This is a genomic window from Streptomyces albidus (ex Kaewkla and Franco 2022) (assembly GCF_013870515.1).
GTDB lineage: Bacteria > Actinomycetota > Actinomycetes > Streptomycetales > Streptomycetaceae > Streptomyces > Streptomyces albidus.
Map to the genome: position 1 here is coordinate 25,209 of NZ_JACBXA010000017.1, position 25,759 is coordinate 50,967.

General features: G+C 67.1%; 19 protein-coding genes and 1 pseudogene. 9 read left to right on the forward strand and 11 right to left on the reverse strand.

The features are described from left to right. Positions 1-302 precede the first annotated feature (302 nt). Entirely contained in the window at positions 303-689 is a 387-nt protein-coding gene (locus tag H5J26_RS05360; RefSeq protein ID WP_181764524.1) for a DUF2255 family protein, read from the reverse strand. A gap of 346 nt (positions 690-1,035) precedes the next feature. Between H5J26_RS05360 and H5J26_RS05365 the strand changes: the two genes are divergently transcribed. From H5J26_RS05365 to H5J26_RS05380, 4 genes and pseudogenes are all read left to right on the forward strand, one after another. Next, positions 1,036-1,608: a helix-turn-helix domain-containing protein gene (locus tag H5J26_RS05365; protein ID WP_181764525.1), complete on the forward strand. Its 573-nt coding sequence runs from the start codon at positions 1,036-1,038 to the stop codon at positions 1,606-1,608. 47 nt (positions 1,609-1,655) lie between these two features. Beyond that, the gene (locus H5J26_RS05370; protein ID WP_181764526.1) at positions 1,656-3,098 is read left to right on the forward strand and encodes an NAD(P)/FAD-dependent oxidoreductase; all 1,443 of its coding nucleotides are present in this window, start codon (positions 1,656-1,658) and stop codon (positions 3,096-3,098) included. Then, complete coding sequence (locus tag H5J26_RS05375) at positions 3,095-4,594, forward strand: peptide MFS transporter (protein ID WP_235980417.1); 1,500 nt, start codon at positions 3,095-3,097, stop codon at positions 4,592-4,594. Before H5J26_RS05370 ends, H5J26_RS05375 begins: the two co-directional genes overlap by 4 nt. Before the next feature lie 158 nt (positions 4,595-4,752). Continuing rightward, positions 4,753-5,637 (forward strand): annotated as a pseudogene (locus H5J26_RS05380) (IS5 family transposase). A gap of 25 nt (positions 5,638-5,662) precedes the next feature. Here H5J26_RS05380 and H5J26_RS05385 read toward each other — a convergent pair. The 3 genes from H5J26_RS05385 to H5J26_RS05395 all read right to left on the reverse strand — a co-directional run bounded on the left by H5J26_RS05385 (position 5,663) and on the right by H5J26_RS05395 (position 9,962). Continuing rightward, complete coding sequence (locus H5J26_RS05385) at positions 5,663-6,619, reverse strand: S66 peptidase family protein (protein WP_181764527.1); 957 nt, start codon at positions 6,617-6,619, stop codon at positions 5,663-5,665. A 54-nt stretch (positions 6,620-6,673) separates the two neighbouring features. Then, complete coding sequence (locus H5J26_RS05390; RefSeq protein WP_181764528.1) at positions 6,674-7,579, reverse strand: bifunctional helix-turn-helix transcriptional regulator/GNAT family N-acetyltransferase; 906 nt, start codon at positions 7,577-7,579, stop codon at positions 6,674-6,676. 91 nt (positions 7,580-7,670) lie between these two features. After that, positions 7,671-9,962 (reverse strand): FdhF/YdeP family oxidoreductase, encoded by a 2,292-nt coding sequence (locus H5J26_RS05395; RefSeq protein ID WP_181764529.1) that lies wholly within the window; start codon positions 9,960-9,962, stop codon positions 7,671-7,673. A 351-nt stretch (positions 9,963-10,313) separates the two neighbouring features. Between H5J26_RS05395 and H5J26_RS05400 the strand changes: the two genes are divergently transcribed. Next, the gene (locus tag H5J26_RS05400; RefSeq protein ID WP_181764530.1) at positions 10,314-11,246 is read left to right on the forward strand and encodes a LysR family transcriptional regulator; all 933 of its coding nucleotides are present in this window, start codon (positions 10,314-10,316) and stop codon (positions 11,244-11,246) included. A 133-nt stretch (positions 11,247-11,379) separates the two neighbouring features. Here H5J26_RS05400 and H5J26_RS05405 read toward each other — a convergent pair whose 3' ends face one another. Continuing rightward, a complete protein-coding gene (locus H5J26_RS05405) occupies positions 11,380-13,467 on the reverse strand; it encodes a beta-glucosidase family protein (protein ID WP_181764531.1) in 2,088 nt (695 codons plus the stop codon). 396 nt (positions 13,468-13,863) lie between these two features. Here H5J26_RS05405 and H5J26_RS05410 point away from each other — a divergent pair, with 396 nt between their 5' ends. Then, positions 13,864-14,442 (forward strand): TetR/AcrR family transcriptional regulator, encoded by a 579-nt coding sequence (locus H5J26_RS05410; protein WP_309237786.1) that lies wholly within the window; start codon positions 13,864-13,866, stop codon positions 14,440-14,442. Further along, complete coding sequence (locus tag H5J26_RS05415) at positions 14,439-15,608, forward strand: FAD-dependent oxidoreductase (RefSeq protein WP_181764533.1); 1,170 nt, start codon at positions 14,439-14,441, stop codon at positions 15,606-15,608. Before H5J26_RS05410 ends, H5J26_RS05415 begins: the two co-directional genes overlap by 4 nt. Positions 15,609-15,927: 319 nt before the next feature. Here the strand turns inward: H5J26_RS05415 and H5J26_RS05420 are convergent, their stop codons facing one another. Continuing rightward, positions 15,928-16,785 (reverse strand): alpha/beta fold hydrolase, encoded by an 858-nt coding sequence (locus H5J26_RS05420; RefSeq protein ID WP_181764534.1) that lies wholly within the window; start codon positions 16,783-16,785, stop codon positions 15,928-15,930. Between the two features lie 480 nt (positions 16,786-17,265). On the opposite strand from H5J26_RS05420, the gene H5J26_RS05425 reads away from it, so the two are divergent. Then, on the forward strand, positions 17,266-17,523 hold the full coding sequence (locus H5J26_RS05425) for a hypothetical protein (protein WP_181764535.1): 258 nt from the start codon (positions 17,266-17,268) through the stop codon (positions 17,521-17,523). A gap of 211 nt (positions 17,524-17,734) precedes the next feature. Here the strand turns inward: H5J26_RS05425 and H5J26_RS05430 are convergent, their stop codons facing one another. After that, on the reverse strand, positions 17,735-18,232 hold the full coding sequence (locus H5J26_RS05430; protein ID WP_181764536.1) for a hypothetical protein: 498 nt from the start codon (positions 18,230-18,232) through the stop codon (positions 17,735-17,737). Positions 18,233-18,695: 463 nt separating this feature from the next. Continuing rightward, positions 18,696-19,946, reverse strand: a complete 1,251-nt coding sequence (locus tag H5J26_RS05435; protein ID WP_181764537.1) for an MFS transporter — start codon at positions 19,944-19,946, stop codon at positions 18,696-18,698. Between the two features lie 644 nt (positions 19,947-20,590). Here H5J26_RS05435 and H5J26_RS05440 point away from each other — a divergent pair. Next, the gene (locus H5J26_RS05440) at positions 20,591-21,049 is read left to right on the forward strand and encodes a DUF2867 domain-containing protein (RefSeq protein ID WP_181764538.1); all 459 of its coding nucleotides are present in this window, start codon (positions 20,591-20,593) and stop codon (positions 21,047-21,049) included. An 89-nt stretch (positions 21,050-21,138) separates the two neighbouring features. Here the strand turns inward: H5J26_RS05440 and H5J26_RS05445 are convergent, their stop codons facing one another. Genes H5J26_RS05445 through H5J26_RS05455 form a run of 3 tightly spaced genes read right to left on the reverse strand, consistent with a single transcriptional unit; the run spans position 21,139 to position 24,696 of the window. Further along, the gene (locus tag H5J26_RS05445; protein ID WP_235980418.1) at positions 21,139-22,728 is read right to left on the reverse strand and encodes an AbgT family transporter; all 1,590 of its coding nucleotides are present in this window, start codon (positions 22,726-22,728) and stop codon (positions 21,139-21,141) included. A 51-nt stretch (positions 22,729-22,779) separates the two neighbouring features. Then, positions 22,780-23,946: an NAD(P)/FAD-dependent oxidoreductase gene (locus H5J26_RS05450; protein WP_181764539.1), complete on the reverse strand. Its 1,167-nt coding sequence runs from the start codon at positions 23,944-23,946 to the stop codon at positions 22,780-22,782. Between the two features lie 36 nt (positions 23,947-23,982). Further along, positions 23,983-24,696, reverse strand: a complete 714-nt coding sequence (locus H5J26_RS05455; RefSeq protein ID WP_181764540.1) for a GntR family transcriptional regulator — start codon at positions 24,694-24,696, stop codon at positions 23,983-23,985. Positions 24,697-25,759: the final 1,063 nt, after the last annotated feature.

The following is a 25,759-nucleotide window of genomic DNA, read 5'->3' on the forward strand; positions in this document are numbered from 1 at the left end:
CTAATTGAGTAGTGAAAGGGTGGACGACGGGGCTCGCGGATGTCAAGCAACATCCGCGAACCGCCCACTGATTGGGCGCTGACCAGGCACTACGCGGCCGCGCACAGACCGAATGCAGAGGGAACGCAGCCGTAGTGGAACCACTGGAGGCATGTTCAAGTCGGCTTCTGGGCACGGTGGTTCGATGCGATCGCGCACCATGTCCCGCCCCGCTCCTCCAGTCGCAAGCTCCTGCCGGACTGCTCGGCGGGCGGAGAAAGGCCTCCCTGGAGAAGCCCCGCTTATCTGCAGGGCCGGGCCGGCTACTTCTGTGACTCGGAGGGGGTGAGCTTGAGGGTGGTCGCACGGGCGGGGTCGGCGGTCATGGAGGGTACGTAGTCGCTGAGGTGGGCGTACTTGGTGCGGTAGGCCGAGTCGATGCGGTCGTTGAGGCCCGGGTCCTGGATCTCCGTGAAGTCGACGTCCACGTCGACGCCGTCGCAGCGGATGTGACCGGCATGGCTCGCCTGCGCGGTACGGAGCCAGAGGCCGTCCGGTCCCCGGTAGGAGCGGACGAACACTTCGTCGCCCTCGCGGATGACCCAGATGGTGGTGGGCTTACGCAGGGTGCCGTCGGCGTGCTGGGGCTGGATCTGTAGTTCGTCCGTGCCCTCGATACGAGAGAGCTGGTCGGAGCTCCAGCTGGGCATGATGAGGTCTCCTTCGCTGCGACGAGATCGATGCCCGTAATCGTGGCAGCGGCCCCGGGCCGGTCCCGGATGCGGACCGGCGCGTTCCGATGCCCGTGCGTCCACACCAGCGTTCCCGCGTTCACGGTCACAGCTCCGCGAGCCCGGTCAGCCGGTGAAGCCGGGCCGGGGGAGTGGTCACCGCCGGCGAGGATCCCGCGCCGAACCGGCCGCCTGCGCCCGTCCGTACGAAGCCGGCTCGCCGTCAGCGACCCCTTCAGTGTGTCCTGACCAGCGCGACCACAGAAAACTTTGATCAAGGCAATACCCATTGTGGTGAAGTCAAGGACTTGTTAGGTTCCGCCCCATGCCGAATGACCAGTCCGACGTCAAGTCCGGTGTCGGGGCTCGACTGCGCCGACGCAGGCGGGCCCTCCATCTGACTCTCAAAGCCGTGGCCGAGCAGACCGGCCTCACGGAGGGATACCTCTCCCAGGTCGAGCGGGACCAGGCGAATGCGAGCGTGCACACCCTTCAGCGACTGTGCGGGGTACTCAAGCTCACCGTTGGCGACCTCTTCGACCAGGGCGGATCCACGGCCAGCCCGGTGCTGCGGTTCCGCGACACCCACGGCATGTCTTTCGGCGAGGGTGCAACGAAGATCAAACTCACCCCCGGGTCCTTCGACCACCTGGAGGTGCTCCTCGGTCACTTCGCCCCGGGCGGCTCCACCGGCGTGGAGCCCTACACCCACGGCAGCTCCGAAGAACTGCTCCTGTGCCTGTCCGGCGAGGTGGAGGTGGAGATCCGGGGGCAGCGCCACAGGCTCTCCGCGCTGGACTCGATCCATTACCTCAGCAGCGACCCCCACCGGGTCGCCGAAATCGGCGGCACCCAAGAGGCCCGTGTCCTCTGGGCGATCGCACCCCCCACCTACTGACGTCCCACTCCGCCGATACACCCCGTCGCCCTCCGTTGGAGATCCCCATGACCGCGTACCGCAACGGCGAGATATCGCACTGGATGCGGGCTGCCCACGCAGCGGACGGGCCGGCCGATCCGTCGCAGCGCCGTGCCGTGGACCTCCCCGACGAGAAGCAGGAACTCGCCGTCGTCGGCGGTGGCTTGACCGGACTCTGGGCCGCCTACCACGCCGTCGTGGACCGCCCCGGCGCGAAGGTCACCGTCCTGGAGGCCGAAGAGGTCGGCTATGGCGCCTCCGGACGGAACGGCGGCTGGCTCTCACCGCTCATCCCAGGCAACCGCGCCGTGTATGCCAAGGCTGCCCGGGCGCGAGGCCTGGACGGCACCGCTGCCGTCACCTCCTTCCAGCAGGAGATGGACGGAGCCGTGGACGACACGCTCCGCATCCTCCAGGAAGAGGGCATTGAGGCAGACCAGCACAGGGGCGGGCATCTGCGCGTGGCCACCACCCCGGCCGCGATGAAACGCCTCGAGCTGACCCACGCAGCAGACCTCGCCAACGGATACCGCGAGCAGGACCTCCAACTCCTCGACGCCGAAGCCCTCAAGAAGCGCATCGCCGTTCGCCCGGCGCTGGGCGGCCTGCTCACCCGCACCACCGCGCGAGTCGACCCCGCCAAGCTCATCCGCGGCCTCAAGGCGGTCGTGGAGGCCAGAGGCGTACGCGTCGTCGAAGGCGCGCGCGTCACCCGGATCGCGCCCGGCACAGTGATCACCTCGCGCGGAACGGTGAGCGCCACGACCATCCTGAGCTGCCTGGAGGCCTACTCCGGCCAGGTCGACAGCGATGCCCGCGGCCTCGGTAAGCGCGACATCGTCCCCGTCAACTCCTCGATGGTCGTCACCAACCAGCTCCCCGAAGACGCGTGGGAACGGATCGGCTGGCAGGGCCGTGAGTGCCTGGGCGACGCCGCGCACACCTTCGTCTACGCACAGCGCACCGCCGACGACCGCATCGCCATCGGCGGCCGTGGCACGCCCTACGCCTTCAACTCCGGAACCCCCGGCCTGGGCAGCGTGGACGCCCGTACAGTGCGCACCCTGTGCGAACGGCTCCAACTGTTCTTTCCCGACCTGCAGTTCACCGTCGAACACGCCTGGCGCGGCGCCATCGGCGTGACCCGCGACTGGTGCGCCGGGATCACCTTCGACTCCGACACCGGGATCGGCGTCGCGCGCGGCTTCGCCGGACACGGCGTCACGGCCACCCACCTCGCCGCACGGACCCTCCTGGACCGGGCAGCCGGAGGTGACACCGCGCTGACCCGGCTGCCGTGGAACGAGCACGACTCAGGACGCTGGGAGCCCGAACCGCTCCGCTGGGCCGGCATCCACGCCATGTACCGGCTCTTCGGCATCGCCGACCGGTGGGAGGAAAGCCGCCACTCCCAGAACACCTCCCTCATAGCCCGTTTCGGCTCGCGACTGGCAGGACTCAGCGAATGACGACACCGCACCAGACCAGCAAGGCAACCGACAGCGACACCCGCGGGACGCCGGTCGAGAAATCAGGGCACCCCCTCCGGCGCGGCCTTTGGAGCATGGCCTTCACCGAACTGTGGGAGCGCTACTCCTTCTACGGCCTCCAGGGAATTCTCTCGTTCTACCTGCTCTACGAACTCTCGGACGGCGGTCTCGCCCTGGACCCGGCCGTCGCATCGGGCATCGTCGGCGCCTACGGCGGCGCCGTCTACCTGTCCCAGATCCTCGGCGCATGGCTGGGCGACCGGCTCGTCACGCCGCAGAACATGGTGCTCTACGGCGCTGTCGTCATCACCGTCGGGCACGTGGTGCTCGCCTTCGCACCCGGTCTCACCGGCCTGGGCGTCGGGCTGGTGTGCATCGTCCTCGGCACCGGCGCACTGAAGACGAACATCACCTCGATCGTCGGCTTCGTCCTGGACGACAACGAGCGCTACCGGGACGTCGGCTTCTCGTACTTCTACATGGCCATCAACATCGGTGCCGTGGTCGGTCCGCTCACCACCGGTCTCGCCCAGAACGAGCTCGGCTTTCACTACGGGTTCGGGCTGGCCGCGATCGGCATGTGCGCGGCCCTCGGCCAGTACATGGCCTCGATGAAGCAGCTTCCAGAACGCGCGCGGACCATCAACAACCCCCTGCCCGCCAATCGCCGTCCGCTCGTGGCCTTGGCGTTCCTTGCCTCTCTGGCAGTGATCGGCGCCGCCGTCGCCACCGGCCTGCTGCGCGCGGAGAACCTGTCCACCGTGGTGACCGTCGCTGCGCTCGTGGCTGCCGCCGTCTACTTCCTCATCTTGACCAGGGCACCGGCAGTCAGCAGGGACGAGCGGCGACGCATCCTCGGCTACCTGCCCCTCTTCGTGGCGTCAGGGGTGTACTTCGGGTTCCTGTTCCAGAAGTTCACCGCGATCTCGATCCTGATAACCGAACGCATCGACCTGCACATCGGCGGCTGGACGTTCCCGGTCGCATGGATCACGACCGTCAGCCCGCTGGCGGCCGTCCTCATCACCCCGCTCATCGCCAGGCTGTGGAACACCCTTGGGGAGCGCCAGCCCGGGACGGTGGCCAAGGTCGCGATCGGGCTCACCCAGATCGGCTGCGCCTACCTGTTCCTGCTCATCGTCTCCGAGGCCACAGGGAACGCCGAGATCCCGCTGTTCCTCATCCTCCTGTTCATGATGCTGGCCGGTTCCTCCGAGGTCTTCGTCGGCCCCATGGGGCTGTCCCTGGCCACGAGGATCGGGCCTGAGAAGTTCCGGTCCCAGATGGTCGGACTGAACTTCCTGACACTGGCCTTGGGTTCGTCCCTGGCGGGGCTGCTCGGCCAGCTGTTCACCACGATCGGCAACGCTTCCTACTTCACCGTCACCGCCGTGTGCGGCATCGGCATCGGTCTCGCCCTCTTCGCCGCTCGTGGACCGGTGGGACGTCTCCTCAGGGCAGGGCTGGAGCACTGAGCGCGAGGCGGAACACGGGGGCTGTCCATCGTCTCCGGCCTCGCCGCCGCAGTAATCCTGCATCTGTGAACCGAAGCGATTGCCGCATCGGGGGGAGCGGCAGGCGAGGGCGAGGGTCTGTTGCGAAAGTGGATCTTGGCCGTGGATGATCACGCCCTGTGGGACGTAATGATCTGACGGATGGCCAGTGGGCCCGCTTGGTGCGGCTGTTGCCGCAGGGCATCGAGCCGGGCCGTCCGCCGGTGTGGACACGGCGGCAGCTGATAGACGGCATACGGTGGCGGACGCGGACTGGTGCTCCTGGAGGGATGTGCCGCATCGATACGGCCCCTGGGACCGGGTCTATGACCTCTTCCGCCGCTGGCAGCGTGATGGCACGTGGGCCAGGATCGTCACCCAGCTCCAGGCCGAGGCCGACGCGAAGGGCCTGATCACCTGGGAGGTGAGCGTCGACTCCACCGTCTGCATGGCCCGCCAGCATGCCGCCGGGGCGGCGGAAAGGGGGACCTGCAACAGGAGCCGCCCGGCGGCATCGCCGTCGAGCCAGCCGACCACAGCCTTGGTTCGCTCCCGGGGTGGGCTGACCGCCAAGATTCATCTTGCCGTCGAGCAGGGACAGAAGCCGCTGTCCATTGTGATCACAGCAGGTCAGCGGGGGGGGGGGGGGGGGGCTCGCCACAGTTCGAACCGGTCCTGGAAGCGATCCGGGTGCCCCGGCTCGGTCGGGCCGGCCCCGCAGGTGCCCGGACCGGGTGCGGGCCGACAAGGCGTACGACTCCTGCCATAACCGGGCCTACCTGCGAAGACGCGGCATCAAGGCAACCATCCCGGCCCCCGCGGACCGCGTCCGCAACCGCCAGAAACTCGGCTCCCGAGGCGGCCGGCCACCGACGTTCGACAAGACCGACTACAAGCAGCGGCATGCGGTCGAATGCGGGATCAACCGGCTCAAGCGCCACCGGGCCGTGGCCACGAGATACAACAAGCTCGCCGTCCGCTACGAGGCGACCGTGCTGGTCGCAGCCCTCAACGAGTGGCTGTGACCAGCACCATCACACAACGCAGTCCCTAGACGACGGCTGAGAGGACGATCAGCGCTCCCGTGGCGGTGTCGATCGTCGCTTGGGTGCCGAGGGGGATCGTCGGGGGGTTGTTGCCGTGCCCGGCAGGGAGCCCGCCCAGGACTGGAACACCGAGTGGGGCCAGCCGGTCGCGCAGGACGTCATGGATGCCCCATCCACCCAGCGTCGGATCGTCGGCATCGCGTTCGAAGCCTAGGAATTGGCCGAGGGCGACGCCACGCACACCGTCGAGAGCCCGGGAGCGGGTGAGCTGGGTCAGTGCGCGGTCGACCTCGCCCAGCCCGGTTCCTCTCTGGTGTTCGAGGAAGAGGATCGCCCCGCGCAGGCTAGGCAGGCCGGCTCCGGTCTCCGTGCGGATCGCGTTGAGGTTGCCGCCCATCAGGACGCCCGTCGCTGTGCCCTCCACGGTGACGTCCGCGGTGGCCTCGGACGGGTCGCGGTGGAGGGTGACGGGGTCGGTGGTCATCAGCGCGCGGCGCAGGGACTTGGCGGAGGCGGGCCCGGTGTAGGTGTCGTCGCGTTTGGCGAAGGGTCCGTGGAGTGTGGCCAGGCGGCATCGTGACCACAAGGCGAGGTGGAGGTGGGTGATGTCGCTGAACCCGACGACCGGCTTTGGGTCACGTCTGAGGGCATCGGTGTCGAGGTCGTCGACGATGCGGTAGGTGCCTTTGCCACCCCGGGCGGCGATCACGGCGCGGACGCCCGGATCGCGAAACGCGGCGTTCAGATCGAAGACACGGTCCTCGTCGCGGCCAGCCATGTAACCCCATCGATCGAAGACGTGCTCGCCCAGCTCGACCCGAAGGCCCCAGGAGGTGAGCAGTTCAACCCCCCGGTCGACTTCTTCCCGACCCGGCGGACAGGCAGGAGCAACGATCCGCACCCGATCACCGGGCCGCAGGCGCGGCGCCCTCAACGACAGCGGATTCTCGTGGTCATCCATCCGACGATTCTGCGCGTGATCACCGATGGCCGAGATCCACTTTCGCAACAGACCCTAGAGGCCCTCGTGCGGGGTGGGGGTGATGTGCTTCTCGAACCAATGGTGGGCGTAGGGCTCGTCGTTGAAGGCTTCGACCTCGGTGTATCCCGCGGAGCGGTACATGCTGATCGCTGCGGTGAGCGACCGGTTCGTCTCGAGGTGCAGCACCCGGGTGCCGTGCACAGCGGCGTGCCTCTCGAGTTCGTACAGCAGCCGGCGGCCGACTCCCAGGCCCCGCGCTGATTCGTCGACCCACATGCGCTTGATCTGTGTGGGGGCATCCGGCTTGAACTTCAGCGCCCCGCATCCGACAGGCTGCGAGTGCAACCGCGCCACCAGGAGAAGCCCGGCCGGTGGCCTGAGTTCTCCGGGGCGGGCGACGTTGCTCTGGGCGGTGTCGAAGCCGTGCTCGAAGCGGCGGTCGAGCTCGGCGGCGTACTGCTGCATGCAGTGGCGTGCGTCGGGGTGCTCCGGGTCGGCCGGCGTGATCGTGACGATCGCCGCGGTCAGCAGACGTTCGACGTCACCCATCGCCGTCACCAGGCGGGTGCGCTGGGCGTCGGTGAGCGGCTGGAGCAGGGAAGCCGCCAGGTCGTCGGCGGAACGGTCGAGGAGCGTGCGTTCGGCCCGACCGGCAGGCGTGAGCCGCACGTTGCGCACACGCTTGTCGTCCTGCTGCGGCTCCACCGTGACCAGGCCTTCCGCCTGCAGTGAGCGGAGCAGGCGGCTGACGTAGCCGGAGTCGAGGCCGAGCTGGGAGCGCAGTCGCCGTACGTCCCGCCCCTCCTTGCCGATCTCCCACAACAGACGCGCCTGGCCGAGCGGCCGGTCGCGGCCCAGGAAGCGCTCGTTGAGCGCACCCACTCGCTCCGTGACGGTGCGGTTGAACTGCCGCACCTGCGAAACCAGCGTCGAGTCCATTCTCTGACTTTAGTCAGAGAATGGACTCCCGCTCAAGGGCGAAGGGGCAGCAGCCCGAACTCGTCGCTTGAACCTTGCACGGCCGCGCTCGTCACACCGGCAGACCGGCGGCTTCCAGGCGGCACACGATGCCCTTCGACGTGGGGGTGTTGCTGATGTCGGCGACGCTGTCGAGCGGCACCAGGACGTTGGTCTCCGGGTAGTACGAGGCGGCGGATCCCCGCGCCGTGGGATACGCGACCACGCGGAAGCCCTTCGCCCGCCGCTCCACACCGTCGTGCCAGACGCCGACGAGGTCGACCTCGGTGCGGTCGGCGATGTTCAGCTCCTCCAGGTCTTCCGGGTTGACCAGCACGATCCTGCGGGCGTTGTGGATGCCCCGGTAGCGGTCGTTCATCGCGTAAGGGATGGTGTTCCACTGGTCGTGGGAGCGGAGCGTCTGCAGCAGCAGATGCCCCTTGGGAGCCTGAAGCATCGTGAACTCGTTGCGGGTGAAGACCGCCTTGCCGCTCGGGGTGTTGAACTTGAACTCGTTGACGGGATTGGGCAGTTTGAAGCCGCCCGGCACCGTCACCCGCGCGTTGAAGTCCTCGAAGCCCGGTACGACGCGCGAGATGCGGTCCCTGATCGTGTCGTAGTCGGCTTCGAACTCCTCCCAGGGAATGGGGGTTTTGTCACCGAGCGCGGCGCGCGCCAGCCTGCTGATGATCGACACCTCGCTGAGCAGCCGCGGCGAGGCCGGAGCCAGGCGGCCGCGTGAGATGTGCACTTCGCTCATCGAGTCCTCGACGGTGACGAACTGCTCGCCGCCTGCCTGGAAGTCCCTGTCGCTGCGGCCCAGCGTCGGAAGGATCAGCGCCGTCTCCCCGCACACCGTGTGGGAACGGTTGAGCTTCGTCGAGATGTGCGCGGTCAACCGGCAGCGCCGCAGGGCCTCTTCGGTCGCCTGGCTGTCCGGACTGGCCCGTACGAAATTGCCCGCCACTCCGACGAAGAGTCGTGCCCGCCCCTCCAGCATGGCCCGGATCGCATTGACGGAGTCCAGTCCGTGCTCAGCGGGCGGGGTGAAGCCGAACTCGCGCTCCAGGGCGTCCAGGAAGGACTGCGGCATCCGCTCCCAGATCCCCATGGTGCGGTCGCCCTGCACGTTGCTGTGGCCGCGCACCGGACAGACGCCGGCCCCCGGCTTGCCGATGTTGCCGCGCAGCATGAGGAAGTTGACGATCTCGCGGATGGTGGGCACGCCGTGCTTGTGCTGCGTCAGCCCCATCGCCCAGCACACGATGACCTTCCGCGAGCCAAGGACGCGCGAGTGCACCCTCTCGATCTCGTCGCGGCTCAGCCCCGTCGCCGTCAGCACGTCGTCCCAGCAGACCTGGCGTGCGTGCGATGCGTACTCCTCGAAACCGGTGCTGTGGGCGTCGATGAAGCCGTGGTCCAGCACCTGGCCGGGCGCCTCGTCCTCCGCCTCCAGCAGCAGCCGGTTGAGCGCCTGGAAGAGGGCGAGGTCGCCGCCGGGGCGGATCTGCAGGAACTGATCGGCGATCTCCGTGCCGCGCCCGATGACGCCGCGCACCTTCTGCGGGTGCTTGAACCGCATCAGGCCCGCCTCGGGCAGCGGGTTCACGGCGACGACCTGACCGCCGTTGCGCTTGGTCTCCTCCAGCGCTGAGAGCATCCGCGGATGGTTCGTGCCCGGATTCTGCCCGACGACGAAGACGAGGTCGGCGTCGTGGATGTCCTCCAGGCTCACGCTGCCCTTGCCGATGCCCAAAGTCTCCTGCAGTGCCGAACCGCTCGACTCGTGGCACATGTTGGAGCAGTCCGGCAGATTGTTCGTGCCGTACGCGCGGGCGAAGAGCTGGAGCAGGAATGCGGCCTCGTTGCTGACCCGACCGGAGGTGTAGAAGAGGGCCTCGTCGGGGGAGTCGAGGCCACGGAGCTCGGCGGCGAGCAGGCCGAGGGCCTCGTCCCATGCGACGGGCTCGTAGTGGTCCGAACCGGGACGCTTGACCATCGGCTCCGTCAGGCGGCCCTGCTGGTTGAGCCAGTAGTCGGACTTCTGGTCCAGCTCCGAGACGGAGTGCTCACGGAAGAAGTCGGCGGTCACCCGGCGCGAGGTCGCCTCGTCGTTGATGTGCTTCGCGCCGTTCTCGCAGTACTCGTTCCGTGCCCGCTTGCCCGGCCCGTGCTCCGGCCAGGCGCAGCCCGGGCAGTCGATCCCGTTGGCCTGGTTGACGTTCAGCAGCGTCAGCGCGGTGCGCCGCACCGAGGTCTGGCCCAGCGAGTACTGAAGGGCGTGGGCCACGCCGGGAACGCCCGTCGCCCAGGTCTTGGGCGGAGTGACGGACAGCTCGTCTTCCGGATCCTCGTTCTTGCGCACTGCTCGGTCCCCTTCTGCCACGTGCCGTGAATCCCGCCGCCGTGACTCGCCTCAGACCCGAGATGCCCCGGTGTCCGGCCGGTCGACGGCATTACGTTCAAGAGATGTAGAACGCCTAGGTGGACTTTGGCCCGTTTTCACGGTCTATCGCCACTGGTGCGGTGGCTTCAAGCTTCGTATCAATAGTGGAGAGGAGTCAAAGAGTTGTCTCCGATGAGCCGATAGACGGCGCCTATCGGAGCCCGCACGGCAGCCGCTCCCGCCGGGCCGCTGCAGGGGATTCCAGACTGTGACCCGGTCTGTGAGGTGATCGCTCTGGACTGCGATCGGCCTGCGGGCACATGCTGAGGCATGCTGCTTCGCCAGTTGGAATACCTGGTCGCGCTCGCCCGTGAAGGGCACTTCGCGCGCGCCGCCGCGGCGTGCTTCGTCTCCCAGCCCTCGTTGTCGGCCGGCATACGGAAGCTCGAGAGCGACCTGGACGTACCGCTCGTCCAGCACGGGGCCCGCTTCGAAGGTTTGACCCCGGAGGGCGAGCGGGTCCTGCACCGGGCTCGCCGCATCCTTCACGAGCGCGACGCGCTTCAGCAGGAACTGGCGGAGATGCGCGGGCAGTTGACGGGCACGCTGCGTCTGGGAGCCATCCCCACCGCGATGACCGTCACATCGCTCCTCACGACGCAGTTCTGCGAGCATCACCAGCAGGTGACCATCGAGCTGGAGTCGCTGTCGTCGCGGGACATCATGCGGCGGCTGGCCGAGTTCGAGATCGACGCCGCACTGACCTACCTGGACGACGGTGCCTTGCAGGGCGTACGCAAATTCCCCCTGTACGAGGAGCAGTATCTCCTGCTCACACCCGGTGACGGGCCGTGCGCCGGCCAGAGCGATGTGAGCTGGGCGCAGGCCGCCGAGGTTCCGCTGGTGCTGCTCTCCCGGAGAATGCGCAACCGCCGGATCCTGGATGAGTTCTTCGCGGCCGAGAGCGCGACCGCCTCACCGGCAGTGGAGACCGACACGGTCGACGGCCTGTACGCGCATCTCGCCTCGGGCCGCTGGTCGAGCGTCATCTCCCACGCCTGGCTCCACATGTTCGGCATCCCGGCCGGCATGCGGGTCGTACGGCTCAAGGAACCCGACGCCTCGCGCCGTCCCAGTGTCGGCCTGGTCGTCGCGGCGCACGCGCGGGAGTCCGCGATGGTGCGTGCCCTGCTGGCCGTGGCCGGGGGAGCGGGAGTCCGCGATGCGCTGGACGCGCTGCTCAAGGCGCACCTGGACTCATAGGGGGCCGCTGATCAGCGCACAGGCCATGTTCCCTCTGCGCTGATGGCGACGACACCTTCGACGGGTGCCCGACCGCGCACGCCCGGGGTGACGTGCCCCGCTTCGACGCCGGCCCGTGCGGTGTGGCCCCCCTTCACTCTTCGACCTGGTACGAAGCGCTGAGCGGCAGTGCGCGTGAGGAAGGGCCGACTCCGATGCCGTACTCGCCCTCCCGTACCCGGAACGCGTCGCTGCTGGTGTCCCAGTAGGACAGCTGTCGCGGGTCGACGGAGAGCCGCATCTGCTTGCTCTCGCCGCCCTTCAGGCTCACCTTCCGATAGCCGGCCAGCTCCCGGGGCGGGCTGTCCGCCTCCGTGTCCGGCTTGCTGACGTACACCTGCGCCGCCTCGGACCCCGCGCGCTTCCCGGTATTGGTGACGGTGAACGACAGACTCACCGGATCCCGCGGGCCGCCGGAGCCCTTCTCCATGCGCAGGTCGGAGTAGGTGAAGCTGCTGTAGGACAGGCCGTGCCCGAAGGGGAAGAGCGGCTCCGTGCCCGTCTTGTCGTACCAGCGGTAGCCGACGTCGACCCCCTCCGTGTAGTAGGCGGTGCCGCCCACTCCCGGGTACTGGGCCTTGGTGTGCGCTGGCACCTCCTTCTCGCCGGCGGGGAAGGTCTGGGGCAGCTTGCCCGAGGGGTTCACGTCCCCCCACAGCAGGCGGGCGGTGGCGGCGCCTCCGCGAGCGCCCGGATACCAGGTCTCCAGGACGCTCTTGACCCGCGGCAGCCAGGGCATCAGCACAGGACCGCCGGTCTGGAGCACCACGACGGTCTCAGGGTTGGCCGCGGCCACCTTCGAGATCAACTCGTCCTGGTTGCTGGGAAGCGACAGGCCGGAACGGTCGCCTCCCTCGCCCTCCTGGTCGTGTGCGAAGACGAGCGCGACGTCGGCGGACTTCGCCGAATCGGCCGCCGCCCGCACATTCCTTCCGTCGTCGTGCGTGACGTGGGCCAAGGGCGCTCGCTTCTTGACGGCGTCGAGCGTCGTGTCCTCCGAGAGCGGGTCGACCTGGCTGCTGCCACCGCCCTGAACCGAGTCGTCAGCGGCAGATCCGACAACGGCGATCCGGGACGCGGAATCCGTCAGGGGCAGGGCATCGTCCTCGTTCTTGAGCAGTACGGCGCTCTTCTCGACGACTCGCTGCGCTGCCGCGTTCCCCGCCGCCTTGTCGATCGGGGACGTTGCGGTGCCGTCCCGCTCGAAGAAGCCGAACCTGAACAGGACGACGAGGATCTCCCGTACGCGCTGATCGACTACGTCCTGCGTGAGTTCGCCGCAGCGCAGCGGGGAGCGGACGCTGAGGCCGCTGACGTGGAAGGAGAGGGGCAGTTCGACGTTGAGGCCGGCCGCCAGATCGCAACTGCCGTGCGTGGAGGGGTAGTCGGAGACCACGTACCCGTCGAAACCGAAGCGCGAGCGCAACATCGTGCGCAGCGCATGCGAGTTGGAGCAGGCGTAGACGGAGTTGACCCGGTTGTACGAGCACATCACCGAGCCCGGACTGCCCTCCCTCACGGCGAGGTCGAAGGGAGTGCCGTAGATCTCGTGCAGCGTACGTTCATCGATCTCGGCCGAGACGGTCATGCGGTCCGTCTCCTGGTTGTTGGCCATGTAGTGCTTGACGGTCGCGATGACACCCTGCGACTGGATGCCCCTGGTGTCGGCGCCCGCGATGGTGCCGGAGAGGTACGGATCCTCGCTGAAGTACTCGAAGTTGCGACCGTTCACCGGCACTCGCTGGATGTTCGTGCCGGGACCGAAGACCTGCATCTGACCCCTCGCGCGAGCCTCACGCCCCAGCGTCTCGCCGTACTCCCGCGCCACGTCGGTGTCGAAGCTCGCGGCCTGCGAGACGGGAGCGGGAAGCGCAGTGGCCTTCTGCCCGTTGCGTACACCCGCGGGACCGTCCGTCATCGTCACACCCGGCACGCCGAGACGCCGTATCGGCGCGATGTAACCCGTGGACGGCACAGGAGAGCCCAGAGAGCCGTGCAGCATGCGGACTTTCTCACGGCGAGTCATCGCGTCCAGCAGCAGATCGGCGCGCTCCTCGGGGGTGAGCGACCTGTCGGTCCAGGGGCGGTCCGGCTCAGCGCTCGATGATGCGGCGGCGGAGGCCTGTGAGTAGGGGAGCGGGCCCGGCACGGTCAGCGCGGCACAGAACACCAGGGCGGTCACAACCCTGAGGAGGGGGCGAGGAGATCCTGACACTTCAGCACGTCCTTTCCGGCGACATCGCGGTCACAGACGACTGACAGGCACATGGCCATTCACTTGAGATATCCCCATGTACCTGCCAATAAATGCGACAGCGGCGGACGCGCGACATGGACGGCCCCTGAACGGCAAGGCCTCCGGGGTTGATCGGACGGGTCCTCAACTGGCCGTCGCCTACTGGCAGTTGCTGCCCCTGCTGGCGTTCCCGGCGTGGCGGTAGGAGCCCGGGCGATCACTCCGACATCCGATGAGACCGGCACTTGCGCTGAGCGGTCGGCGTAGTCCGCCGTGGGTGGACACATGTTATTGTACGGACGTACAGGTCAATCGTACAAATATCGAGGAGGAGGTGTGGACGTGCCATCTGCGTCACGGGAACGGGGTCGGGCGACTCGGCAGCGGCTGCTCGATGCGGCGGTGCAGCTGATCACCGAGGTGGGCTGGGGCTCCGTCACCACCCGGAAGATCGCTGAGCGGGCGGGCGTCCCCTTCGGGGTGATCCACTATCACTTCCCGTCGGTGACCGACCTGCTGATCGACGCGTCTCTGCAGTTCAGCCGAGCAGCCCTCAAGGGTCCACTGGAGGAGCTGACTTCAGCACCCGACGTGGCGAGTGGCGTGGCGCGTGTTCTGGCGGGTCTGGACTCATCCCAGCCCGATGATCCGGCCACGCTGCTGCTGGCGGAGGCGTTCCTCGCCGCCGCCCGCGAGGAGCGCCTCCGCACCCAACTGGGCGAACTGCTCAGCGAGTTCCGGGACGCAGTGGCCGCGTGGCTCCGGGAGAACGGGGTGAGCGACTCCGAGCCGACAGCGGCAGTGCTGGCCGCCACGCTCGACGGCCTGATCCTTCATCGCGTCCTGAACCCGTCACTGCGAGGTTCCACGCTCGCCGGCCCATTGACCCGCCTCGCCACGGAAGGACCTGATCAACCATGAAAGCCGTCATCTGCGGTGCCGGCATAGCCGGCCTCACCCTTGCCTGGTTCCTGGAGCGGGACGGGTGGGACGTCGTGGTCGTGGAGCACGCCCCGGGCCCACGCCCCGAGGGCTACATGATCGACTTCTTCGCATCCGGCTACGACGCCGCCGAACTGATGGGGCTTCTGCCCGAGTTGAACGAACTCGGCTACGACATCAGCGAAGTCAGCTACGTCGACAACGGCGGCCGCCGCCGAAGCAGCGTCAACTACGAGACGTTCCGCAGACTTCAGGACGGGCGTCTCCTCGCGCTGATGCGTGGCGACCTCGAGCACGTCCTCCACCGTGCTGTCGGCGAAAGGGTGAGCATGCGCTTCGGCTGCAGCATCGTGGCGGTGGAGCAGACGGAGTCCGGAGTCGACGTCACCCTGACGGACGGGACGCACGAGGACGCGGACCTCCTCGTCGGCGCGGACGGGATCCATTCGCGCGTCCGCGACCTCGCTTTCGGTCCCGAGCGTCAGTACCTGCGATACCTCGGCTACCACACCGCCGCGCACGTCTTCACCGACGAGGAACTCCACGCCCGACTGGCCGGCACGTTCAAGCTACGCGCCGGCCCCGGCAGACAGGCCGGCTGCTACCCCCTCCGTGAAGGGCGCGTCGCAGCGTTCTACTCCCACACCGCCTCCGATCCCACGCGGCCGGCTGACCCGCGAGCCACCCTGCAGCGCGTCTATGCGGACATGGGATGGGTCGTCCCCACCGCGCTCGCCCGCTGTCCGCAGCCTCCTGAGCTGTACTACGACCAGGTCGCGCAGATCGAGATGCCCACCTGGAGCCGCGGCCGCGTCACGCTCGTGGGAGACGCCTGCCAGGCGGTGTCGCTGCTCGCGGGGCAGGGCGCCGCCATGGCCATGGGCGGTGCGTATGTCCTCGCCGCCGAGTTGCGCGGCAGCGGGGACGTCCCCACAGCGCTCGCCCGATACGAATCAGAGGTCAAACCCGCGGTCGAGCGGAAGCAAGACGCGGGCCGTCGCACCGCGAACTGGCTTGTCCCCCGCACCCGATGGCGGATCGCTGCACGCAACCAGTTCCTCCAACTGGCAAGCCTCCCCGGCCTCAGCGGACTCCTGCGGCCGCTGCTGACCACCCCGGCGGGCAGCGTCGTGCCGCGCCAATGACGGCCGAACTCGGCTGGCCGCACCGCTCAGCAGGGAGCGAAGATCCGTAGCACCGGACTCGACCAGATCGTTCAGGGCTGGGTCATCTCCGAAGACATCGGCCGCAAGAAGCCGGAACCCGAGATCTTCCAGGCGGCAGCCGCAGGCGGACGGCGAACTCCCCTGAGACAGGTACGGCTGGCCGTCCGGGCCCGCGGCCACGGCACTGCTGTCATCTCCACTCGGGATCCGAGTGCAGGTTGATCATGGACTTCCTCCAGAACTCGTCGACAAGCGCTGCTCCCACAGATCAACGAAGCCACGCCCCGCCACTCTCGACTCAGCCGGCCTCTCGCACCGGCCCTGCTCCGGTCTCGACCAGGAATTCGGTGAGCACCTCGGCGAGTCGTTCGGGCTGGTCCTCAGGGACGAGGGTGGACGAGTCAGCGATCTCGATCAACCGGCCCTGCGGATACAGTTCGGCCAGCCGACGGCCGTGCTCACGCGGCATCAATCTGTCCTCAGTCGCCCAGACGACCAGCACCGGGCGGTCGAAGTCACGCAGTCGCTCGCTCCAGGCCAGCAGGGTCTCGCGCTTGGGCGCTGAAGCGGCGAACTTGGCGAAGTCCCTGCGAATGGCCTTGCTCCGGGTCGCCGGGGCGAACCAGTCGTCCAGGATGTCGTCCGGGATTCCGCGCAGGCTCATCCCGCCGTATCCGTTGCGGTTGTTCCGGAACCAGGGGATACGCATGAGGCGCGTCAGGAGCCAGACGCCCCCGGGAACCCCGCACACTGCCGCAGCCGCCTTAGCGGGGCCTGGCGGAAAATTGTCGAATGCCTCGCAGGCCACCAGCGCCAGGCGCGCAACCCGCTGGGATTTCCCTTCCGACACCAGGAACTGGGCACCGCCCCAGTCATTGAGGACGAGGGTCACGCCATCAAGGCCGAGACGTTCGATGAACTCACCCACGAGCAGTGCGACACCACGCTGGGACAGATCGGCGTCCCGGTTCATCGGCCGACGATGTCCACCCAGAGGCAGCGTGGGCAAGATGCAGCGATACCCGTTCAGCAGGGGCACCACTTTGCGCCACTGCGTCTCGTTCATCGGCATCCCGTGGCAGAAAATCAGCACCGGCCCGTCACCGCCGGTGTCCTGATAGTCAATCGCTCCGGACGACAGCGCGATCTGCGGCATTCAAACCCCTATGTGGAAGTGTTCCAATGTAATCCAGTTAACGCTGATGGGCCGGCGAAAGTTGTAAGCACGCCGCCGCCCAGCAGCCCGGACTGCACCGTTCTCACCGAGCCGGTCACCTTCCTCCTCACGGCGCTCGGCCGACAGGGCCCCTCGGGAGCCATGCCACGAGGCCACGTATTCACATGGGCCGCAAGCCCTGGCTCGCTCTGCGCTTCCCGAGGCTATTCACGGCGCCCTGAACCCGGTTCGACAGCCGACTGAGGCCCGCAAGGGGCATCACATGCAGCACCTGATTCCAGTCAGACGACGACGAATTGACGACTGCGCACATCCGTCGACTCAACCCATCCGACTTGCCGTGGTGTTGGGCGGCCGTCAGAAGCAACGTCCCTGCGTGCATTGCCGTCTTACCGGGCGTCAGGTTCAGAACGCAGCCTGCCGACTCGTACTGGCAGCTGACTGGAAGGGGCACAGTCCATGGAGCTCGATCCCGGCCTCTGCCTGGATGTTCCGGAGGGTTTCGACGACACGGATGCTGAGTCCCAAGTGCATCCCATGGCCAGGAAACTCTTCCCCGCGACCACTGCCGCGGAAGCCTTCAAGAAGGCCTACGAATGGGTGGGGGAACACGAGGTCTTCCTCGTGGACGCTTCATGGGATTTTGCCCACGACGAGGACGAGCCCTACACGTTGAGCATCTACTTCACCTTTGAGCTCGACCCCGAAGCCACGTGAACGACCGGCAAACGCACTGAGCGGGCCTCGGCCGCAGCCCCGATCCGGCAGCCCCACCCGAGTGACGTTGCGGCGCTGTTCCCCCTGCCTTCATCCAGATGTGCGGCGCAGCCGACGTCCGCTGTTCGCGGAATTCGAGCCGCCTGCACTGGGATCGTCCCGTCGGACACAAGGCAGGGGGAAAGGCGCATGCCGGATACGCGTGACCGCGTCAGCGAGCGCCGGCCCTCTCCGCCCCTCCATGCGGAAGGTGTGCCAGGGCGGCGATCAACCGCGCCGGCAGGTAGGCGGGCCAGTTGGGCCGGCCCGTCTGGTAAGCGACATAGCCGAGCGGACGTGCCTCCTGAACCTCGTCAGCGGTCTCCGCCTGGTACACCAACCGGCAGCTGCCTGAGGACTGCGCGGCGCGGTTCCACAGCACGGGTGCCGGCTTGCGCTCGGCCTCCGTCCGGGGGGTGAAGATGCGGTCCTCGAAGTCCGACCACGCGAAGGGGCGGTCGCCCTCCCAGTCCTTGTTGATCACCTTCCGCAGCTCGGCCGCACGTTCCTCATCCGTTGAGCCCCATTCGGACGGCACGTTGGTGATCAGACCGACCGGAATGTGGCGCGCCCGCAGCGCCCGTAGATGCTCTTCGGCTCCCGGCATGTACCGGACACTGTCGTCCTCGGCCGTATGAACCAGCGTCTCGCCGAGATCGAAATACACCATGACGCACCCGCGGGAACGTGAGTCTTCTGCGGGGGAGTGAGGTGCGCGTTCAAAGGCAGCCGCGGAAGGCGCGCTCAAAGCTGTCGCGCCCAGAGTCACGGTGCCGCACAGGATGAACAGAGTTCTGCGCAAGCTGCCGCGTATCGACGTTCTCTTCATGCGGTGCCTCTCGTGGGGGGAATCAGTGATCGTAGTGGTACATGTGCAATACACCCGCCGCCAAACCTCGCGTACCCGTGATCCCTGACGCCACCACAGTTGGCAACATGGCTGACTTGATCACCGCAAGCGCGTCGTTCCCGCCGAACTCCCGTCCTCGCAGGGCCTGTTCGCGCAGGTCATAATGCTGCAGCGTCAGCTCCGCCCCTGTGGGGGCGGCCCTCGAGGACGTACTTCAAGCTCGACGATTGAACCTGCATCGCGTGAACTCGGTCCGGAGGGAGACACATCAATGGCCGCGTAGTCAGTCGACTACCTCGGCGGCCCGCGCAGTTCCCTGCGACGCTGCGCCGCTCGACAACCGTCGTTCCAGAGGCCGGATCGCCATGCTCGCGGTCAGCGCCAGGCAGCCGACGGCCGCCCACGGCAGCACCCGGTTCACGTCGTACAGGACGCCGAAGAGGCCGGGTGTCACCATGTCGGCAGTGGCGAACGAGTACTGGAACGCGGCCAGATAGGTCCCTCGCACACCCTTCGGCGCCGCCTCAGCGGACAGCGCGTTCGAGGCCGGTCCGTGCAGCATCTCCGCCGCTGCCCACAGCAGCATCACCAGCGCCAGGTAGCCGACCAGCAGCGGACCCTGCGGAAGCAGCACCGCCAGGGCGGCGGCCGCGCACCAGGCCGCCCACAGCCATCCTCCCCAGGCCATCGCACCGCCCCGCGAAGTGAACTGACGGGATCGGCGCGTGACTTCGGCCGTACAAGTGGCCACGACCACGGTGGTGATCGTGAGGAGGACACCGACCACCCAGCCGGGCGCGTGCAACCCGCGGCTGACGTATACCGGCATCGCCACGGCGAGAAAGACCGTGCAGATGTTGAACAGGACGTTCACGCCGATCAGCCCCAGATACGGTCTGTTGCGCAGCAACTGCCGTACCCCGTCCCAGGATTGACCGTCAGGCGTGCCGGCTGGCCGTCGTGCACCGCGGACGAAGAGCCCTACGGCCAACGCCGCGACGACGAAGGAGATCGCATCCGCCAGCACCATCCCCCGGTACGCCTGCTGTGAGGCGAGAGCGAGCAGCACGCCCGCGAGCACCGTGCCCGCGCCTGTGCCGGCCGCCCGGATCATGCCCGCCCGGGCGAACCACTGGTCCCTGGCCTCCCCGTCCGCCTGGTCGGCGATCAGCGCGAAGACCGACGACCAGTACACACGCAGCCCTACCGCCTCGACCAGCGCCGCGAGGAACAGCGAGACCGGTCCGGCCACCCCCAAGTAGAGCGAGAATCCAGCGGCTTGCAGCAACAGTCCTGTGATCACCACCGGCCGCGGCCCGATGCGGTCGACGATCCGCCCGACGAGCAGCGGCAACAACAACGAGCATGCGACCGCGGCAGTCAGCAGCAGGCCGACGCCGGCCTCCGACAGATCGGTGACGCTGAGGAAGTAGACCATGGAGAGCGGGAGATAGAGGCCGGTGCCGACGGCGTCGACGGCCAGCGCCACCGGCAACGCCCAGGCCGCGCCGTCGCGAGCTCGCGGCCACCTCACGGCGCACAAGGCGCGGGGTGCGCCGTAGCTCGACGTCGAGCGGAGGCCGGAGTACGCGCCGCTCGGCCCTCAGCTGCACTGGGTGCGACTGCGTCGCGGACTTCCTGCTGCCGGACGTCACTTCTTCGCACGAGGCGGCCCCCATCCTGTTCAGGCTCATCGGGCTTTGCCGGATGCGCTCCCCACTGGCCCGGAGCGGGCAGCCTGAGGCATGCGCCGCCACCCAACGGAGTTTGCCGGGTCAGTGGCGACGTTCGTGGGCATAGCGGTTGATTGGCCTGATGATGGCTGGCACTAGCCGGTCGTCACTCCAGTCGGCGGCGAACGTTCCCCGAACCGGGACGGCGCGACCGCATGTGGCCCCCGGGCACGGCCTCGTACGCGCAACTCTGAATACAGCCCCTTCAGAATTGCGGCCTGGAGCACCAACAGCCCTCCGCCCCAAGGCCGTTCCGTCAACGGTTTCGAAGACCTGGCCTTCTGGCTCTCCACCTGGAGCGGGCGTGCCAGTGACGACCGAGTCATAGTCCGCAGGGTCGGGAAGATGCCCACGAGCCGCAGCCCGAGCTTCGACAGCCGTGACTTTCCCTCGCCGCGCAGAACATTGACCTCGGCAGGGGCGCTTGCCTCCTAGACTCTCGTCCATGCCATCCTCGCGGGCCTCCCTCGTCCTCCGCACCGCGGTGGATCCCGGCGGTGCCCACTACGCCTCGGCATTCGCCGCATCAGCCATCGACCTGCCGTCCCGGACGCCCGAGCACTGGGCGCGGGCGGCATTCGAGGATGCACCGCCCGCCCTGCAGTGGCTCCTGCGAGCCGGTTGGCTCGGTGTGCTCGGCCTGCAACTGGGGCCGCGTTCTTCGGCGAAGCATGTGCTGGGCTGGCCTGTCGCGGAGTCCGAGCCCAGCGCGATCGTCATGGAGGCGCACTCGCCATTGCTCATCGCGCGCAATGTCGTGTCCGTGGACGACTCAGGGCTGATCTGGTCCACGTACGTGCGCTTCGAGAGCCGTGTCGGCAGGGCTGTGTGGGCGGCGATCGCGCCGGTGCACCACTGGATCATCCCGCTCCTCTTGAGGTGGGCGATCCGTCGGGAGCTGTAGAGCTTTTTCGCTGCCGCTTCGCTGGCCAACGGCGAGCACCCGGTCATCCATCGCGTCGAGTCGGCGCGGAAGGCCACCAACATGGATGATCAGCGGATGGGTACGCCAGGCCCCAGCGGGATGCCCAGGCCGTACCAGATCGCAAAGAATGCCGACCATGCGATCAGAATGGAGAAGGCGACCGGCACCGTGAAGGACATCAGGGTTCCAATCCCCGCGTCCTTTCGGTACTGCTGCACGAATCCCAGGGCGAGCACGAAGTAAGGGCTCATCGGGGTCACAGCGTTGGTGACCGAGTCGCCGACCATGAAGGCGACTTGGGCCGTTTCCGGCCTGATGCTCAGATACATCGCCATGGGGACCAGAATGGGCGCGAGAATTGACCACATCGCCGAGCCACTTGTGATCAGCATGTTGAGCAGACTGACGGACAGAAGGATGGCGAGCAGAATAAGCAGGTGGGGTGCGTTCAACGAGTGCAGCAGATCGGCGCCCTGGACGGTCAACACGGATCCGATACCGGACCATTTGAAGTAGGCCAGGAACTGCGAGACTGCGAAGAAGAGTACGATCACGGGGGCGATTTTGCTGACGCCTTCGGTCATGATCACCGGGACCGAGGACAACGACGGGACGGTTCCTACGACTCGACCGTAGACGAACCCCAGCAGCGCAAACAGCAGGGCGATGAACACGCTGATGTTCACCACGACCACCGAATTCACGATGCTTCCGCCCTCGCCGAGCAGCGGCGATCCCGGCACTGATACCAGAGCTATCACCAACGCCGCGTAGAGAACGAACACGCCGGCCGCCAGCTTGAGCGCCCGCTTTTCCGTCGGCGTGAGATGGATGTCCGGGACGGCAGCGTGCTCGTCCGCAAGTTCGTCGCCGCTGGCGGCAACGGTCGGGGAGTCCTCCTCGGGCGACCGGGCGAATTCGGGCCGCCGGGCCTGAACGAGTTCGACCACCAATGTGATGACCACAGCCAGGAACAGGGACGATACGGCGGAGAAGAAGTACGGGGCAACGGGGGTGATCACGTAGTTGGGGTCGACGGTCTGCGCGGCCGTGGCCGACAGCGACGAACGGATGGCGTCGGACGGTGTCACCAGGGGGCTGGCGTTGAACCCGGCCGACACCGACACGTAGGCGACCATCACCCCGAGCACGGGGCTGCGTCCTGCCGCGCGGAAGGCCAGGGCCCCGAGAGGGATCATCACGAGGTAGGCGGAGTCGCTCATGACGTGAGCGATCATGCCGCTGAATGCGATCGCGAAGGTCACCCATCGGCCGGGGAGACGGACCACTGTGATCCGGAGAAGTGCCTCAAGAAACCCGCTCTTCTCGGCGACGCTGACTCCCAACAGCATGACGAGAATGACAGCAAGAGGCGGGAACGCCGCGAGATTGTCCAGCGCGGAACTCGCGGCGAACTTGACCCCCTCAAGGGAGAGCAGGCTCTTGACCGCAACATGGTCTCCCGACTCCGGCAGCGTGACAGAAACGTCGAACAGAGCCAGCACGAGACTGGCAACACTCAGTACTCCGGCGAGGATCCAGAAGAGCCAGAAGGGGTGGGGGAGCTTGTTCCCGGCACGCTCGATCGCGCCGATCACACGGAACAGCCTGCTCATTTCACCCTTGCTGGATATCTCGCGCTTGTCTTTGGTTTGCATTTGCATGTAATGAGGCCTTCCGGGAAGGGAACTGCGGTTGAGGGCTGTCGGCTACTGCTCACCCAGAGCAGTGGCGCGCTGGGGCGCCTCGATGTCCGAGCGCCGTACACCGATGAATCGTGTGGGCCGGAAGGCCCGCAGAAGGTCTTGTTCCTGGTCCGTTGCGATCTCGGCCGCGACCAGTCGTCCCAGAATCGGAGCCAAGGTGACTCCGCTGTGTGAGACGAGGCAATAGACGCGGGACCGGGGGGAGGCGTAGCCGGCGACGGTGTGGCCGTCAACGGGCAGTGACCGGAAGCCGATTCGCAGGTCGATCTCCGGTGCACGGCTCGGATCGGCCAGCAGTGCGGTGAATCGCTGAGTGATGGTCTTCGCGATGTCCCCGTCCGCGGATGGAGGGTCTACCGGGTCGACTTCGGCGTTCAGATCGAGAGCTTGCAGGACGGTATGTCCGCCGGCTGCGGGGCGAAGATTGAGGCCGGGACTGTGGATCACACAGTGCAGGTCGAGTTCCGGGGATTTGGCGTACCCGAGAAGACCGACAGTCTGCGATCCACGACCGAAATCCGTCACCATGGGAACGTCGATACCGACCTGTGCCGCGAGCCGTTCTGTCCAGCGGCCCGCTGCCAGAACGACTCGATCGCCAGTGCAGACTTCGCCTCCGGCCAGCGTGACGGACACTCCGCCAGGCCTGTCGTCGATGGCGACGACCTTGTCGATCGCGGACTTGGCTCCGTGCTGCTCGGCATCCGCCCACAGGTTGCTCACGAAGAGATCCGGCAGAACGTATCCCTCGTGGGGGAAATGCGCGATGGAAGTGATGGTTGCCGGGATCCGGACATCGCCTGCTATCCGAGTTGCTTCCTCAGAGGTGACCCAGCGGGCGGCGTAGCCGACAGACTGCAGTCTTTCCACGTTGCTGGCGAGCCACTGTTCACTTGAGGAATCCGCCCACTGGAGCGCCCCGCTGGGAAAGTACGACGGCACGCCGCGCAGCTGCTCGGCCACCCTGGCGTGTTCCTCCATGCCGGCGAGGCCTAGCCGATGGTAGTCCGGAGCGAGCCTTCGGTACGAGTTGACCCAGGCAAAGGTCGTGGCGGTCGTACCGGTGCCTGCATCCCCCTGATCCAGGAGAAGAACCTCCTCGCCTGCGAGGGCGAGATGCCGTGCGACGCTCACGCCCAGTACGCCTGCACCGATGACGATGACCTTCATTGTTCGGGTAATTCCTTTCTTGCGGCGACGCGCCGCTCACGTGGCAGGAAGGGGAAGCTCCATGAAGAACTCCGCGGTTCCCGGACGAACGAGGGTCGTGACCACTTCGAGGCACCCTCCGTCTTTGGAACGCAATTCCCTGCGTCGCATGAGTGCCGGCGTTCCGATCTCGCTGTCGAGCAGGTTGGCGTCGTCTTGGTCGAGGATCACCGGGTCGAGGTAGAGGCGGATTGCATCGATCGGAACTCCCTTGCGTTGCAAATACGGGAGGGTGACGAGGTCTTCGAGGTTTTCGTCCAGCAGGTCGGGAGCAATCGCGAAGAGAACGACATGCCGCTCGACGGACTGGGGCGCGTCGCGTACGTCGAGCTTGCGGCGGACCAGTTCCACCACGGCCGTGTCAGCGGGAGCACCGGGAAGAGTGAGGACGGCAGCGTCGGCCCTGACGATCCGCGCGGAAACGACGTCGTGTCTGCCCGGTGCGCTCTTCGCCGCTGCCGTGGGAGAAATGAAATTCAGCAGATTGATCTGTCTCGTCACGTCCGCGACAAACGTTCCGTGGCGCCGCCGACGGATCGCCAGTCCCGCATCGGCCAGGTCGTTGAGGACTCGTTGGGCCGTCGCTCGACTGACGCCGTACTGGGTGGAGAGGGCCATCTCCGTCGGCAGCCGCGCGCCAGGACCGAGGTCTCCGGCCTGGATCTTCGCTTCGAGCTCTCGCCTGATCTGTACGTAAATTGGCTCGGTCATGGTTAGACCGTACAATTTTTCAATTGACTGGTAACAGTGGGTTCGTCAACGCTCCCCTCGGTCTCCGCCTCGTCTCGCTGAGCCGCTGCCCCAGAGCCACTCGCGACTGCCGATCACCGCGGGCAACCTCGGAGTCGACTGGCCGGACCTGCTTCGATACGTGGATCAGCACGTCCACCGGGGATGCAGAGCCCAAGGGTGCGCAGCCGATGAGGGGCAAGGAGGCGGGAGGCGCCTCGACGTGGGCCGGCCTTGTCGGGTTGAGGCGGTTTACGGCCAGGCCCGCGAGAGCGCTGGAGTGGAGTCCGCCTGCTGCATCCTTGGCTCGGCCCTGAGTGGTCCTGCAGGCAAGGGGATCCAGGTCGGTCATGAGATTCCTCCTCCCTCCATCACGCGAGCGGCGCGATGCTTCGGCGGTTGGTGGTGCATGACTGTGCAGGGGTGGGCAAAGCCGCTTCACGCAGATGTGACGGATGATCCGAGAGCCCAGTGCGTGGCGGAGTAGATGCGTCAGCCTGAGCGGTTGCCCGACATGCGGGATGGCGCCTTCAGCCTGGGGCCGTGCCGTGCGGAGTCGCCAGCCCTCTGCATCAGCGGAGACTTCGGGTTAGGAAGCCGGGCGCCCCGCTTGATGCGCGGGCCGTCGGCCACCTCGATTCGCAAGGCGCAAGGGTCGCTGGCCTCGGCTTTCGATAGTCGTCCCTGGGCTGGGGAAGTCCGTGAGCGATCGTGTCGGTGATCACCGGTTCGCTGCCCTTGAAAGAGCCGGTCGTTCGAGACTTGCTGGACTCAGATGTGCTTACGGCGGTGGGGGCGTGGGTGGAGCTCTTGGTGGGGGAGTTCCGTGAGGCCGGCCCTTCTCGGGCGGTGATGTGAGCTAGAGGCCGGGGCCCTTGCCTGATATTTCATGTCGATCTCCTGCCTGGTCTGCATGTGGAACGACGCTGACGTCACATGACTCTACAAAACTTCAATTGACCGGTCAATAGTGTTCACCGAGGATCCACGAGCGGCCGGGGCTCGCCCGCCGTACGAGCTAGGGGCAAGGAGCTCTCGGCTCAAA